Source organism: Vibrio sp. St2, from assembly GCF_947311885.1.
In the GTDB taxonomy this organism is placed as follows: Bacteria; Pseudomonadota; Gammaproteobacteria; order Enterobacterales; family Vibrionaceae; genus Vibrio; species Vibrio coralliilyticus.
This window is the reverse complement of the sequence record NZ_CAMZNA010000002.1, coordinates 1-13,765: the sequence shown is the minus strand read 5'-3', so window position 1 is coordinate 13,765 and position 13,765 is coordinate 1. Positions and strand designations below refer to the sequence as shown.

At 46.4% G+C, this 13,765-nt stretch carries 17 protein-coding genes; all 17 read left to right on the top strand.

Features of this window, described 5'->3' with window-relative positions; all coding sequences use genetic code 11:
• Positions 1-3: 3 nt before the first annotated feature.
• Positions 4-348, top strand: coding sequence for a hypothetical protein (locus tag QMA41_RS06645; RefSeq protein ID WP_281629192.1), 345 nt, complete (start codon positions 4-6; stop codon positions 346-348).
• Complete coding sequence (locus QMA41_RS06640; RefSeq protein WP_281629191.1) at positions 290-541, top strand: hypothetical protein; 252 nt, start codon at positions 290-292, stop codon at positions 539-541. Before QMA41_RS06645 ends, QMA41_RS06640 begins: the two co-directional genes overlap by 59 nt.
• Positions 542-850: 309 nt before the next feature.
• Complete coding sequence (locus QMA41_RS06635) at positions 851-2,065, top strand: tyrosine-type recombinase/integrase (protein ID WP_281629190.1); 1,215 nt, start codon at positions 851-853, stop codon at positions 2,063-2,065.
• A gap of 429 nt (positions 2,066-2,494) precedes the next feature.
• Positions 2,495-3,058 carry a terminase small subunit gene (locus tag QMA41_RS06630; RefSeq protein ID WP_281629189.1) on the top strand — a complete coding sequence of 188 codons (564 nt, stop codon included), beginning with the start codon at positions 2,495-2,497 and terminating at the stop codon, positions 3,056-3,058.
• A 13-nt stretch (positions 3,059-3,071) separates the two neighbouring features.
• Positions 3,072-5,006, top strand: coding sequence for a terminase gpA endonuclease subunit (locus tag QMA41_RS06625; RefSeq protein WP_281629188.1), 1,935 nt, complete (start codon positions 3,072-3,074; stop codon positions 5,004-5,006).
• Positions 5,003-5,536 carry a hypothetical protein gene (locus QMA41_RS06620; RefSeq protein ID WP_281629187.1) on the top strand — a complete coding sequence of 178 codons (534 nt, stop codon included), beginning with the start codon at positions 5,003-5,005 and terminating at the stop codon, positions 5,534-5,536. Before QMA41_RS06625 ends, QMA41_RS06620 begins: the two co-directional genes overlap by 4 nt.
• Positions 5,537-5,538: 2 nt before the next feature.
• Positions 5,539-7,002: a phage portal protein gene (locus QMA41_RS06615; protein WP_281629186.1), complete on the top strand. Its 1,464-nt coding sequence runs from the start codon at positions 5,539-5,541 to the stop codon at positions 7,000-7,002.
• Positions 6,932-8,806, top strand: coding sequence for a phage major capsid protein (locus QMA41_RS06610; protein ID WP_281629185.1), 1,875 nt, complete (start codon positions 6,932-6,934; stop codon positions 8,804-8,806). Before QMA41_RS06615 ends, QMA41_RS06610 begins: the two co-directional genes overlap by 71 nt.
• Positions 8,807-8,865: 59 nt before the next feature.
• On the top strand, positions 8,866-9,120 hold the full coding sequence (locus QMA41_RS06605; RefSeq protein ID WP_281629184.1) for a hypothetical protein: 255 nt from the start codon (positions 8,866-8,868) through the stop codon (positions 9,118-9,120).
• Positions 9,117-9,461: a head-tail joining protein gene (locus QMA41_RS06600; RefSeq protein WP_281629183.1), complete on the top strand. Its 345-nt coding sequence runs from the start codon at positions 9,117-9,119 to the stop codon at positions 9,459-9,461. Before QMA41_RS06605 ends, QMA41_RS06600 begins: the two co-directional genes overlap by 4 nt.
• The gene (locus QMA41_RS06595; RefSeq protein ID WP_281629182.1) at positions 9,424-10,041 is read left to right on the top strand and encodes a hypothetical protein; all 618 of its coding nucleotides are present in this window, start codon (positions 9,424-9,426) and stop codon (positions 10,039-10,041) included. Before QMA41_RS06600 ends, QMA41_RS06595 begins: the two co-directional genes overlap by 38 nt.
• On the top strand, positions 10,038-10,592 hold the full coding sequence (locus tag QMA41_RS06590; RefSeq protein ID WP_281629181.1) for a hypothetical protein: 555 nt from the start codon (positions 10,038-10,040) through the stop codon (positions 10,590-10,592). The genes QMA41_RS06595 and QMA41_RS06590 overlap by 4 nt, the downstream gene beginning before the upstream one ends.
• Complete coding sequence (locus QMA41_RS06585) at positions 10,592-11,257, top strand: phage baseplate assembly protein V (protein ID WP_281629180.1); 666 nt, start codon at positions 10,592-10,594, stop codon at positions 11,255-11,257. The genes QMA41_RS06590 and QMA41_RS06585 overlap by 1 nt, the downstream gene beginning before the upstream one ends.
• Positions 11,258-11,260: 3 nt before the next feature.
• A complete protein-coding gene (locus tag QMA41_RS06580) occupies positions 11,261-11,611 on the top strand; it encodes a GPW/gp25 family protein (RefSeq protein WP_281629179.1) in 351 nt (116 codons plus the stop codon).
• On the top strand, positions 11,608-12,498 hold the full coding sequence (locus QMA41_RS06575) for a baseplate J/gp47 family protein (protein WP_281629178.1): 891 nt from the start codon (positions 11,608-11,610) through the stop codon (positions 12,496-12,498). Before QMA41_RS06580 ends, QMA41_RS06575 begins: the two co-directional genes overlap by 4 nt.
• On the top strand, positions 12,495-13,046 hold the full coding sequence (locus QMA41_RS06570) for a phage tail protein I (protein WP_281629177.1): 552 nt from the start codon (positions 12,495-12,497) through the stop codon (positions 13,044-13,046). Before QMA41_RS06575 ends, QMA41_RS06570 begins: the two co-directional genes overlap by 4 nt.
• Positions 13,047-13,765, top strand: a 719-nt coding sequence (locus QMA41_RS06565) for a pyocin knob domain-containing protein (protein ID WP_281629176.1), incomplete at its 3' end; no start/stop codon positions are given.

The following is a 13,765-nucleotide window of genomic DNA, read 5'->3' as shown; positions in this document are numbered from 1 at the left end:
GTTATGAATAAGCTAGGAATTGGCTTTCTAATAGCTGTACTTGGGATTGGTGGCCTTTACATCGGCAGCCTTCAAGACACGATTCGTAAGCTACGAGCTGATAAGGCTGAACTACAGTCTGAGCTTGATACTGCGGTGTTGATAAACGAATCGTTAGGAAAAACAATCGAGCAGCAGAAACAAGAAATCACCCAAGCACAAACTGCAGCTGATGAGATCGACTCTTCTGAGTCCGACCGGCGAGAAATTATTGTTAAAGAAGTAATAAAGATAGAAAAGGAGTTGGTTCATGAAGAGTGCGCTAATGTTCTTATCCCTGGTAGTAGTGAGCGGGTGTACTACAACTGAGTTTGTTACTGAATACAAAGAGCGTAAAGTTTTACCTCCTTCGGCCTATCTGACCAAATGTGAGCAGCCATACTCAACCGCTCCAGAAACTTATGGTGAAGCGGTCGCAAGAGACCCAATATGGTATGAAGCGTGGAAAAACTGCGCAGAAAAGATTGATTCTCTCCGTGAGTTCTACGGATACGACAATTAATAATTTAAACCTTTTTCTAAGGCACCCAAGAAGGGTGCTTTTTTATTGCCGCCACTAAAAGCAAATACTATAAATGCAGACCTATTCGCATAGTGCTAACAGTGGCGACCTTTTAGCGTTTGGTTTCTCGCTGTCTTTCTTGTTAGCCGTGATCATGGCAGTACTCGCTGCATCCTTACCATGTTAGCGCAAGTTAAGAATCGAAAAGAAGCAAGCAACACTCAGTACAGTGACATTAAAGGTAACGTCAGCCTGATGCGAAAAAGGGGCGTGACACTCGGAGAGACGGGACAAGATTAAGCTGATGTTATGACTACAGTAAGAATTCGAATATCAGATGCCAATATAAAAAAGCATCTAAATAGTGACGTTGTCACCAGATTGCGAGATGAAAGATACGCACTAGAGCTTAGGTTTCATAAAAGTCGTGAGAGTGCGACTTGGTGGCTGATAGATAAACGCAAACAGAATGGTCACAACGGAAAAGCCAAATGGGAAAGATTAGGTGTATGGCCTAGATTATCTGCTAAAGCTTTGTTTGAGTTTTTACCGCAGAAGATCGCGCGTATGGCGACGCAGTGTGATGAGGTGGTTTCAGACTGGAAGACATTCGCAGACTGCCTTATTTGGTATGAAGAGCATGTAAGTTCAAGTTGCCATATCAGTACTGAGCGTAAATCGACAGTTAAGTCGGTTATTCGGAAACACTTGCTTCCAGCTGTTGGTGAGTTGCCATTAATTGGGGTGCGAAAGCATCAAATTAAACAAGATCTTCTATGGCCGCTTCAATCTCAGTATGAGCTAAGAACAGTTAAGAACTACTTTGCAGTGTTAAAGGCGGCGTTTAATCAAGCCGTTCGCGAAGAGCACATCGAAGTGAACCCAATTCATTCTATGTACTTCAGTGATTTTATTGCTAAGAAGCCACAACCAAACGAGGGCAAGCTGCAGCCTGATATGGTCAGTTCGTTGTTTAAACAATTGAAACGTTTACCGCTTCAAAAACAAGTGTTCGTTTTAATGCAATTAGGACATGGTACCCGTATCACAGAGACGCGCTTAGCACGCTGGAGTCATATCGATTGGGACGAAGGAGTTTGGCGCATTCCAGCTAAGCATACTAAAACTAAAGAGTCGTTAGTTTTACCGCTTACCTGGCAGCTAAAAACATTGCTAAAACGCTACAGGGTAACGCTACGTAACAACCAGAAGTATCTATTTCCCAGCCCAAAAGGGAGCAGACCTATCTGTAAGGATACGGCTCATAGAATCTATTCAGAGCTGAGTAATAATCATTGGACGAGTCATCATTGTCGCAAGTTAGCTCGCAGCCGTTTAGCTGACTTAGGCGTAGATAAATTTGTTGGCGAAAGGATCTTAAACCATAAGATGTCAGAACTTGACCAAGCATACATTCATACAACAACAGAATCCTTAAAACTCAAGGCCTTGCAGAGCTACCACACATGGTTAGATCTGCAGGGCTTTTTATTTTTCCATGGGAAGACAGAGGGAAGATCCTAAAATGTGATCATATGCTCTCAGCCCTTATCACATAAAGCTTTGTTAACTCATTTGCGATTTATCCTATAGAACAATCGCTAAATCATGGGGTGATTGCTCATTTTAGCCTTTTAGATGGCTAAACAAAGAAAGGACTAAATCAGCGATTTTCGGGGTTTTCGCCAAAAAGTGGTCCTTTCTTTTGGCCAAAAATCACCTCGAAAAATTGGCTTTTAAAGTCTGCTGTACGGTCTTGGTTCTCAAACTTCGATGAACTGAGTGATAACAAAGGCTGCCAGCTTTTTGGGTCCTTCCTGAGAAATCGTTTTTTAATGGGCCCCAGACTCGCCGTTTCTGCCTCATTTAGAAAGGACTAAGTTGGTCCTTTCTCCGAAGGCAAGAAGTAAGGACTAAATTCGCTTAGCTTGAAAATCAACTTTGGGGGTGAAGATGACCACGGTGAACAAAACAGAGTTCGCCAACATTCTTGGCTGCTCTGCAAAATGGGTTGGTCAGATGATGAAAGAGGGAATGCCAGCTCAAAGTAATGGCCGAGGAAAGGCCGTCACCATTGATACTGAAATTGCTATCAAGTGGATGATTGACCGGGATGTGAAAAAACAAGTTGGTCAAATCATGGAAGAGCATGACGGGCCGAAAGCCGGCACTAAGGACGGTGAAGACCTATTGCTGACTCAAGCGAAACGACGCAAGGCTGATGTCGAAGCGAAGAAAGCCGAAGAACGTGTGATGGATCTAGACGACTTAGCTCAGTTTCTTTATGCGACAGGGACCTTGTTCGCAAATGAGTTGAATGGGTTAGGCGCTCGAATTGCTTCGGAGGTGGCGACAATCAATGACCCAGCTAAGTGCAAATACTTCATCGACAAAGAAGGCCGACGTATCCGTACTGCCACCGCTGACCGGATCAGTGAGTTCGTTGCTGACTATATTGCGGCAAACGATGGCGATGGTGCGAGCGAAGCCTATGAGGAATGCAGCGAATTGGGCTAATGAAAATCGAATAATGCCGCCAGGCTCACCGATACCTGGGCCGTTCGATACAACCTCAACCCCTTACATGATTCCTGTATGCATCGCTTTTGCATTGCCTGATTACTCTCGCGTTACCTTCGTTATGGGAACGCAGATGGGCAAGTCAGCGACGATGCAGAATATTATTGGTTGGCGCCTTGATGATGAACCAGCGCCAATCATTTACGTAGGACCAACAGAGTCGAACATCAACAACGTTGTTGAGCCCAAATTCATGGATATGTTCCGTGAGGCCAACTCGTTAAGACTCAAGCTTGATCCTAAAAGTTCTAAGCACAAGAAAATGATTGCGGGTGTGTCTTTACGTTTTGCGTGGGCAGGCTCGGCAACAGAACTTGCTTCTGACTCTGCAGTTATCACATTAGTGGACGAGTTAGACAGACCTGGTGAGAACTCAACCGGAGAAGGTTCGCTAGAAGAAATCGCTGAAGCGCGTGGTGATGCTTACATTGACTCTAAACTCGGGTTAACGAGCACGCCAACGCACGGGAAAGTATCAACATTTGTTGATTCAAATACGGGGCTAACGCACTGGGCGGTTGCTCCAAAGGGTAAAGTTTCAAGCCCTATCTGGTTACAGTGGCAAGAGGGTACGCGACATGAGTGGTCAGTGCCTTGTCCTGATTGTAATGAATACTTCATACCAAGGAGTGAATTACTTTGGTGGCCAGGTAAAGGAACTGAAGACGAATGTACGCCAGCCAAAGCTGTTCGAGAAGCGAGATTAATTTGCCCGCATTGTGGCTCTCAAATTTCTGACCATCATCGCAAACACATGAACTCGCAAGGTGTGGCGTTGGCTCCTGGTCAATCTGCGACACCAACGGAGTGCGGTCAAGTCGCTATTGAACAAGACGGGAAAAGTACGATTGTCCCTTATCACTCAATGATTCCAACACTTGATGGAAATAACCATTTCAGTATCTGGGTTAGTGGGTTGTGTTCATTCTCAGGTAAGAAAAGCTATGGCTACCTAGCAAGAAAGCTACTCATCGCACTAAACAGTGGCGACCCGAACAAGTTGTTATCTGTGTACAACACCGGGTTTGGTGAGATCTATGCTGCAGCAGGTGAAGCACCAGAGTGGGAAGAGGTTTATTCACTGCGATCTACCTATTCGGTCGGTGAAGTTCCCGAAGGTGTAGATACCTTGATCTGTACGGTCGATGTCCAGAAAAACCGATTGGTTTATATCATTCGTGGCTGGATGGACGGGATGAGTTCTCGCCTTATAGAGTTTGGTGAATTGTGGGGTGACACAGACAAACCCGAAGTATGGGGTGAACTTGATGACCTGATGGACCAAAAATGGGGTGGTCTTGAGATTCGTTTGTGTGGCGTTGACTGCGGTTATAGACAAGATGAAGTTTTAACGTTCATTCGCCGACATCGTTCACGAGCAAGGGCATTGATGGGCTTTCAACATCTCCCTAAGCCGTACCGCATGATCAAACTTGAAGTCGACACCAAAGGTAAGGTGCGAAAGCAAGGTGATAAACGATGGGACTTTGATGCATCTATTGCAAAATCTTGGGTTCATAATCGTGTTCGTTGGAATCGCGGTGCAGTTGGTGATTGGTTAATCCCCGCTGACGTTTCAGAAGACTACTGTAAGCAGATCGTTGCCGAAGAGTTTGATGATGAAACAGGAAAATGGAATCGAATCAGCAAAGATAACCACTTTCTAGATTGTGAAGGCATGAACTATATGGCTGCTCGAATGCTTCGACTGGACAGAAAAAAAGGCAGTAAAGAGCCCGTACCTGAGCCAGAGCAAGCCCCGACGACTAATCCAGAGGAACAAACTGAGTCTGTCAAAGTAGTTAATGAGACAGAGAAACCCCGTAAGAAAAGCCGCCGCCGAAAAAGTGGTAAGGCTGGATTTGCTAAACGGTATCGATTATGACAATACCAACCCAAATCAGTGCCGGTACCAGCGTAAGTTGGAGCTTTGAGCACGAACTGGCAGATGGTACATGGCAGTTTACTTACTGTTTGCGTGGTATGCCCGAGCCCATAGACATTGAAGCAGCCTCAGCAGGTGGCAGCGTTAGTGTCACGAAAACCGCGAAAGAAACAGAGAATTGGAAAGCCGGTACTTATGAGTGTCGGCTTTTTGCTTCCAAGGGTGATGATAACCAATTAATTGAGATAACCAGGGTTGTGATAGACCCGGACTTTTCAAAGTTAACAGCAGGGCATGACCCACGTTCGCATGCTGAGCGAATGCTTGAGTCTATCGACAAAGTGTTAGAGGGCCGTCCTCTTTCCGATCATGAAGAGTACAGCATTGAAGGGCGCTCTATTAAGCGTATCCCAATCAAAGAGCTGCATTCACTGCGTAAGGTTTACGCCCAAAAGGTAAAGCGAGAGAAGAACGGCGGCAAATTGTCGATCGGTAAAATCGTTCATCGCTTCCGAAGCCCTAGGAGATAACGATGGCAAAGCGTTACTCAGTAGCGAAACATCAATCAGCCCACTACGGTTTGGGATTCAGTCCACTGAGCACCAATGAAGAAATTCGCCGTGATCTGCTTTCAATCAAGCGAGCCTCACGTAAAGCCGGTAATGATGATGGTTATGTGGTGCGTTTCCTTGGTATGTGTGACACCCACATCGTTGGTCCTGAAGGTTTTAAGTACCAGAGTAAGGCAGAACTTCGCTCAGGCAAGCCGGATAAACGAGCCCAAAAGTTAATTGAAAAGAACTTTGAAGAGTGGGCCAAGCGAGGCAACTGTGATGTGACAGGCCAATACAGCTGGCAAGACATCCAAAGCCTTTATATCCGCTCTGTGGCAGAAGATGGTGAGCTATTAGTTCGGATGGTTGAAGGCTTCCCCAATGATTGGGGCTTTGCTGTTCAGCTGCTTGATAGTGCTCACCTAGATTTGAATTACAACCGCCAGCTTAAAAACGGTCATGAGATCGTGATGGGTGTGGAGATTGATAATTGGAAAAGGCCGATTGCTTATCACGTTCTTACTAACCATCCAGGCGAAAGAACGTATTACAACGGTAAAACGCGGTATGAGCGTATCCCTGCAGAAGAAATCATGCTGGGTTATTTGCCTTTCCGAGTTGGCCAACTTCGTGGCGTTCCTTGGGCACATGCAGCCCTGTTAGAAATGAATCATCTTTACGGCTACCGAGAAGCCGAGATGATTGGTGCTCGCTTGGGTGCATCTAAGAAATACGCCTATGAAGCCGATGCTGAGAACTTAGACCCAGATGATTCTGAAGAGGCGTACTTTGAAGAAGAGGTTGAGCCAGGTGAAGCCACGGTTGTTCCGTATGGTTACACCTTAAAAGAGCTTAACTTTACTCATCCAGGCTCAAACTTTGGCGCGTTCATGAAAGAAGGCAAACGAGGCGCAGCCAGTGGCCTTGATGTGAACTACAACACTTTAGCCAATGACTTGGAGGGCGTTAACTTCTCCAGTCTTCGTCATGCGGTTCTTGAAGACCGAGACAGCTGGAAGAAGAAACAGCGTTGGATGCGTCAATCTCTTTGTGATCAGGTTGCTCCGCGCTTACTCAAAATGTCCATGCTCATGGGCAAGCTTGCCAAATTAGCCTTCAGTGAATACGACCGTCTCAATAAGCATAAATTCCAAGGTCGTCGTTGGGATTGGGTAGACCCACTCAAAGACGAAAAAGCGAATACGGAAGGTCTGAAGAACAAAACCCGTTCACCAATGCAGATCATCCGAGACCGAGGAGATGACCCTGAAGACGTTGTAGCAGACATCGTTGAGTTTGAAACCCTGCTTGCACAAGCCAAAGAGAAAGCTCATGGCCCAAAGAAAACCAACCAACCGAAAGAGGTAACCAATGATCAATCCAGCCCAGAAACTGCAGCTGGAGCTGAAGCCAATGGAGCGAACCCTAACGCTGAAGCGTGAGGCCATTAATGAAGAAGAGCGCACCATTGAGCTGAGTTTTTCCAGTGAACACCCCGTTGAACGTTGGTTTGGTTACGAAATTTTAGGCCATGAACCAGGGGAGTGTGATTTATCACTTCTGAATAACAACGGGGCATACCTAATGGATCATAACCCACGAGATCAACGTGGGGCGATTAAGGAAGCCTTTATTGATAAGAAGAAGGGCCGCGCGGTTGTTCGTTTATCTAAGAACGAACGAGGCGAAGAGCTTCTTCAAGACATGATTGATGGCATCCGAACTCATGTGAGTGTCGGTTACGACATTCAAGAGATTATTCACATCAAGCGTGATGAAAATGAACGTGACTGGTTCCGCGTCACCAAGTGGCAACCTTATGAGGTCTCTTCCGTGTCTGTTCCTGCAGACCAAACGGTAGGTATGGGCCGAAATAAGGACGACACCATTGAACCAAAAATCTTTAATGTACAGTTAAGAGGAATTGATATGGGTGATACAGCAGCCCCTAAAAAAGCCGGCGAAACGAATACAGCTACGCCGCCAGCAAACAATGGTGAACGTGGCCACGATACCCCATCACCAAAACCACTAGATGCTGCAGGCATTCGTAAGAATGAACAGCAGCGTTGTGCAGACATCCATGAGATGGGCCAGCAATTTGGTCTAGAGAAAGAAGCACAAATAGCCATCCGTGAAGGAACTCAAACAGACGCTTTTCGCGAGCAAGTGTTAAGCGCGGTTCGCACCAAACAGGTGACACCAACCGGCACTGACATGGACCTTGGTTTAACTGAAAGCGACGTTCGCAGTTACAGCCTAGTACGTGCAGTGCGAGCAAGTGCGTCTGGTAAGTGGAAAAATGCAGGCTTTGAGCGTGAAGTGTCAATGGCCCTGGCTGATAAGATGGGTAAGGACGCTCGTGGTTTCTATGTGAACTACGAAGTGCTTTCTCAACTTGGCCAACGTAATAAACAGTCTACCGCCGATGGTGTGGGCGGTGAGCTAGTCGCAACGGAGCTTTGGAGCAATCAATTCATTGATATGCTTCGCCCTCACTCTATTGCTTCTCAGTTAGGTGTTCGCTTTGCTACGGGCCTTGTGGGTAATGTAGACATTCCTAAGATGATGTCAGGCGCATCCTTCTACTGGATTGATGAAGACGAAGACGTAACGGATTCTGCTATTGGCCTTGGTATGGTGAAGATGTCACCAAAAACCATTGCTGGCGCGGTTCCAATGACCCGCCGTATTCTTCAACAGTCTACGCCAGATATTGACATGATCATTCGTGATGAGCTGCTTCAGGGTATCGGCTTAGGTATCGACCGTGCGGTTTTCTTGGGTACGGGTACTGGCGCAGAGCCGCTGGGCATTAAGAACCAAACAGGGGTTCATGCTATCCAAGTGCCAGCAGGTGGTTTTGATTGGAAGACTATTGTGGACTTTGAAACAGCGGTTGCTGAATCAAATGCGCTTTCTGCAAACATGGCTTACGCAATGCGCCCTTCGATGCGTGGTGCCTTAAAAGTGACTGAAAAGTCTGCAGGCACTGCTAAGTATCTATGGGAAGGCAATCAAGTGAATGGTTACCCGGGCGTTGTATCGACTCAACTTGAGCAGAAAGCAATTCTACATGGTGACTTTAGCCAAGCATTAGTAGGCATGTGGGGTGCTCTAGACCTCATGATTGACAAGTCAACCAAAGCGGCCAGTGGTGGTACCGTTCTACGTGCATTCCAGGATGCAGATGTGGCAGTTCGTCACGGCGCGGCGTTTGGTTACGGTAAAGTACCAGCGGCTTAATCAACGTTCATAATCAAATAAAGGTCGCTCAGGCGGCCTTTTTACTTAGGAGAATATTCATGGCGAATAAAAAAGTAAGAATCATTGCAGGTGTGATGATTCAAGGCAACTCAGTCTTCCCTGGTACTGACCACGAGCCAACGATTGTCGAAGTTGATAGCAAAGATGCGAAGATCATCTTGTCTAACAAGCAAGGTGTTCTTGTTGATTCGTCTACTAAGGCAACGGTTGAATTGAAGAAACCCGAGTCTGAAAGTGATGACTTAGACGCAATCTTTGGTCCAGAAGATGAAGAAGAAGAGGAAGACGAGTGATCGGTAACGATGACTTTGATGTCTTCTTTAATACCCAAGATTTTAGCCACCAAGTTACGTATGAACACGAAGGTGAGACGCATACATTTAACGGTATTTTCGCTAATCCAGCAGCCTTAGCCGAGGTTTCTGGTGGTGGTTATATCGATGCGACCACACCAACCGTGACCTGCAAAGCCAGTGATACGGTTCATTTGAAGGCGAAAAGCATCATCTCTGTAGATGGCCAGCAATGGAAGTTGGTGAAACCACCAGAGAAAGATGGCACAGGGATGGCAAAGTTAATCCTGGGACAACGCAACGATGAGCAATCCAAGTCAAAACTTAATCTTCGATATTGATGTTGAAGAGCTTGATGCCATCCGCATGATTCATGGAGCAACGGAAGCTCAAATGCGTGCGGCTTATAACCGAGCCATAAGCCGCACGAGTGTCACCTTGAAAAAGTTGACCGCGAAAAAATACAAAGATGCTCTGCAGGTGAAAAATGCAAAGCTCATCCGAAAGAGACTCCAACAGTTTCGAATCAAATCACCCAGCAAGCAGAGAAAGCTTGATGAGCTAAAACTGTGGTTTGGTTTGAATGATATGCCCGTTGGTCACCTTAAAGGTCGAGTGCAAAGAGTAGGCACAAAGAAAAGCCCACAAGGCGCTACCTTCACCCCAAGAGGTGCAGCGAAAGCTCAGCGCTACAAAGAAGGTTTTGTGGCCAAGCGTTATGGACGCCGCTCTATCTTTACTCGAACGACCAAGAAAAGTTACCCAGTGAAAGAGGCTAGGGTGTCTATTTCGGATGAACTTTCAGAGGTGATTGAAGACGATATCTTCAGCCAAGTCCCTGAGATTTTTTTACACCACTACGAAGCCGACATTAAAGGTCGTGTTCGTATGGGTCTTAATAAGAACGGTTGGAAATCATGAGCCAAAGTATCACTTTAGATGAATACCATGATGCCGTGGTGAGCTGGTTTAAGTCGAATGAAAAGTTGACCTGGATAAAAACCGTAGCGGCTTACCCAGAGCTAGAGGCAGGTTTTCAAACTCCAGCCATTTTCTTTGGCATTCCGAACTGGTCTAAGGCAGAGAACCAGAAAACCAATGGCCAGAAAACCTATGAGTTAGATTGTCAGGTGCTTTTGGTTATGGACATGAGTCGATCGGCTGTTCAGAAAGAGATTCGTAATGCTGCCATGCTGCTTAACTATGAGCTAGATGATCAAAGATTTGGCTTGAAAACGAAAGGCTCTCAAGTGACTTCCTCAGAAGAGGATGCTTTTAATCCTGAGCTTGATGATTATGTCGTTTGGTCAGTGCGTTATACGCATGAAGTTGAAATAGGCGCTATTGAAGGCGCGCTTCTTGCTGAAATATTCGACCCAACCGCTAAGCGCATGGTTGGTTACAAGCCCAAAGTGGGCTGTGCTCACACAGATGATTATGAGCAGGTATATCCAGAGCCAGAGGTTAAGTGATGGCAGTTGATCTTCTCTACGAAGTCTCCCAAATTCAGCGGCGGCTGGCGAACTGTATCCGGGAAGGGCGAATTCACGCGGTCAAATATAACCCTCCACGGGTGAAGGTCGAATATGACAAAGACGACAATGGCAAGCCAGTACATACGTGCTGGCTTCGTTATTTTGAAGAGCGCGCAGGGCATGTGATCAAATGGAACCCACCGAAAGTGGGAGAGAGCTGTATGTTGTTCTCACCTGGTGGTGACCTCCGTCTTGGCGTTGCCGTTCTGGGCTTAAACAACGTGGCCAATCCAGCTGCAGACGTTAACTCCAATATTCATAAATCTGTGTTTAATGATGGTGCAAATTTTAGTTATGACCGTCTCCTTCATCACTTGGCCATTAATCTTTTAGTCGGCACTGCAGAGATTAACGGTGATACGCTGACGCTGAATATTGATATCGTCCATAACGGTGATTACCTCCATAACGGTGACATGGTTCAGTTTGGTGATACAGACCGAACTGGTGCATTGACCGTAAGCTCAAACATCACCTCCATGGCTACAGTCACAGGCGCGACCGTGACAGATGCAACAGGCACGATGCAGGCAATCCGAACCACCTACAACGGCCATAAACACAGCCCTAATGACCCAGCACCTGATAAACAGATGGGGTAAACCATGCTAAGTGGCACAAATCGAATGACAGGCAGGCCACTCTCAGGGCTTGACCATCTAAAGCAAAGCGTTGCAGACATTCTCAATACACCAATAGGCTCCCGGGTTATTCGAAGAACCTATGGCAGCAAACTGCCAAGGCTGATTGATGCGCCCTGGAGTCCAGACTTAAGACTCGATGTGATTGCCGCAACAGGTGAAGCGCTTGACCGTTGGGAATCTCGCATTGAAGTGACCAGAGTAGCGACTTACCACACTTTTGAAAACGGTAAGGCTCAGGTCATGGTGGATGTGGAAGGGAATTATTTGCCCACGGGTGAACCTATCAAACTGGAAGGAATTCAGATCCTATGACTACTTATGATTTTCGTAACCTTCCACCGCCAGAAGTCAAAGAGACGCTTGATGTAGAGGTTATCTTTCAACAAAAGAAGGCCAAGTTTAAAGAGTTTTACCCTGATTGGAATGCGGAAGTTGAATCCGACCCATCCATGAAGCACTTAGAGCTGTCTGCATATGACGAGGTTATTCAGCGTCAACGTGTTAATGATGCCGCTTTATCCGTCATGATCCCCTGGTCAAAAAAGCAGGATTTAGAAGGTACCGCGGCGTTCTTTGGGTTAAAGCGAGAGACCATCCAAGAAGGGGATGACACGGTTAATCCACCGATTGAACCTGTCATGGAAAGTGATGATTCACTGGCAGGGCGCTGTGTGTTGTCCTGGCATGGTTTATCTACGGCAGGCGCTCCTAAGTCCTATATCTATCATGCTCGCGCAGCCTCTCCTTTTATCAAGGATGCCAAGCCTCACCGAATGGATGGGCGTAACGTCAAGATTGTGCTGCTTTCTCATGAAGGCAATGGCACACCGTCAGAGGCAACGAGAAGTACGGTACAGACTCATTTTGAAAGAGAGGATGTGAGACCGCTTTGTGTCACGCCTCATGGCGTAGCAGCCAACATTCAAGAGTTTGAGCTTCACCCAAAGCTGTACATTATTTCTGGCCATGTCGAAGACACGGTGCTGAAAACAGCGTTGAAGAACACCAAAGTTGAGTTGGATGCAGCACACAAGATTGGTGGCAAGGTGACTCATGCAGCTCTGTACAAAGCACTGAAAGTGGAGGGCGTGGATGATGTGGACCTAAACGGCTTTGAGCCAATCGTCTGTGACCAGTTTTCCGCGCCTTATTGTACGGTTTTAACAGTGAACAAGGTTAAAGAGGAGGTGACCCAATGAGTCTACTTCCTCCAGGTTCTACCGATTACGAGAAAGCACTAGAGCAAGTGACTAAGTCGGACATGAGTTCACCGATTCGGTACTTATGGAACCCGAAAGAGTGTCCTGTAGAGCTGCTTTATGTTCTGGCGATTACCTTTGATGTGGATGAATGGGATGAAAGTTGGCCCGAAGAGTTTAAGCGGCAGACTTTAGTTGACGCCTACCTTGTTCATAGCTTGAAAGGTACGCCAGCCTCCGTTCGTCTGGTGCTGAAAAACGCAGGTTATCAAGAAGTGATCTTGAAGGAAGGGCTCAATATCAACAAGCGAGATGGCAGCCGAACGCGAAATGGCCATTTCTATTATGGCTATGAAGATGCTGAAAGTTGGTACCGTGTTTATTTGCAGCGGCCAATCACTATTGAGCAATCAAAGCAGGTCACCAGAATGCTGAATATTGTTGCTCCATTGGAGTGTGAATTAAAAGGTCTGCACTTTGAGCAGGCACGGTTTTTATATAACGGTAAGATGCCACGAGATGGCTCTTACACGCGAGGGGTGGCGTAGATGGCTGCATTAGAAGAACAAGACATCTGGGAAGATGAAATCTACCAGTTGGAAGAGACTGACCCAGTGAAAGGTGGTCCCCATGGTGTAGACAATACGCCTCACCGTCAGTTAGGTAATCGGACGAAAGCACTTAAAAAGTGGCAGGTAGAGCATGTTGATCAGGATAAGCAAGCTGGATTAGATCCACATCCACAATACTTAGCTAAGAACAAAAAGTCGTCAGTAGAATCAGCTAAGGCAGGTTTAAAAGACGATGAGTGGATGACACCATTAACGACACATCAAGCCTTTAACCAGTTCGGGCTAGGTAAAGGGGTGATTTTCTCTGGTGATGATTTTCATTTGCTGACGCAAGCGGGACAGTTCAGGGTTCACACTGATTCATCGACGAAAAACGTGCCGTTTGGTCTGGAAGGTCAGTGGTTTGATGTGATCGTGACGGGGGCTATCAATAATCGCTATGGGTTGATTGCGGTCAATTACGGTAGCACAAATGAGCCTGGAATCTTTCACAAAAGCAATTCAAACAATGTTTGGTCTGATTGGGTGGAGCTATCTCATTCAGGGAATCTTAAACTGCCGATTTATCCTGAAATAAGCACGGATGGGAACGTGGTGGGCTTAAACCTTGTCGGGACTGAGTTAACGGTTTATAACAACCCCGTGTACTTTTATGGTTGGCAATTACACCGAATCAATCCAACGGGCATTAAGTT

What these genes read in the sequence shown, in the direction of transcription:
- QMA41_RS06645 (WP_281629192.1), top strand. Translation starts at nt 4, where the DNA reads ATGAATAAGCTAGGAATTGGCTTTCTAATAGCTGTACTTGGGATTGGT.
- QMA41_RS06640 (WP_281629191.1), top strand. Translation starts at nt 290, where the DNA reads ATGAAGAGTGCGCTAATGTTCTTATCCCTGGTAGTAGTGAGCGGGTGT.
- QMA41_RS06635 (WP_281629190.1), top strand. Translation starts at nt 851, where the DNA reads ATGACTACAGTAAGAATTCGAATATCAGATGCCAATATAAAAAAGCAT.
- QMA41_RS06630 (WP_281629189.1), top strand. Translation starts at nt 2,495, where the DNA reads ATGACCACGGTGAACAAAACAGAGTTCGCCAACATTCTTGGCTGCTCT.
- QMA41_RS06625 (WP_281629188.1), top strand. Translation starts at nt 3,072, where the DNA reads ATGCCGCCAGGCTCACCGATACCTGGGCCGTTCGATACAACCTCAACC.
- QMA41_RS06620 (WP_281629187.1), top strand. Translation starts at nt 5,003, where the DNA reads ATGACAATACCAACCCAAATCAGTGCCGGTACCAGCGTAAGTTGGAGC.
- QMA41_RS06615 (WP_281629186.1), top strand. Translation starts at nt 5,539, where the DNA reads ATGGCAAAGCGTTACTCAGTAGCGAAACATCAATCAGCCCACTACGGT.
- QMA41_RS06610 (WP_281629185.1), top strand. Translation starts at nt 6,932, where the DNA reads ATGATCAATCCAGCCCAGAAACTGCAGCTGGAGCTGAAGCCAATGGAG.
- QMA41_RS06605 (WP_281629184.1), top strand. Translation starts at nt 8,866, where the DNA reads ATGGCGAATAAAAAAGTAAGAATCATTGCAGGTGTGATGATTCAAGGC.
- QMA41_RS06595 (WP_281629182.1), top strand. Translation starts at nt 9,424, where the DNA reads ATGAGCAATCCAAGTCAAAACTTAATCTTCGATATTGATGTTGAAGAG.
- QMA41_RS06590 (WP_281629181.1), top strand. Translation starts at nt 10,038, where the DNA reads ATGAGCCAAAGTATCACTTTAGATGAATACCATGATGCCGTGGTGAGC.
- QMA41_RS06585 (WP_281629180.1), top strand. Translation starts at nt 10,592, where the DNA reads ATGGCAGTTGATCTTCTCTACGAAGTCTCCCAAATTCAGCGGCGGCTG.
- QMA41_RS06580 (WP_281629179.1), top strand. Translation starts at nt 11,261, where the DNA reads ATGCTAAGTGGCACAAATCGAATGACAGGCAGGCCACTCTCAGGGCTT.
- QMA41_RS06575 (WP_281629178.1), top strand. Translation starts at nt 11,608, where the DNA reads ATGACTACTTATGATTTTCGTAACCTTCCACCGCCAGAAGTCAAAGAG.
- QMA41_RS06570 (WP_281629177.1), top strand. Translation starts at nt 12,495, where the DNA reads ATGAGTCTACTTCCTCCAGGTTCTACCGATTACGAGAAAGCACTAGAG.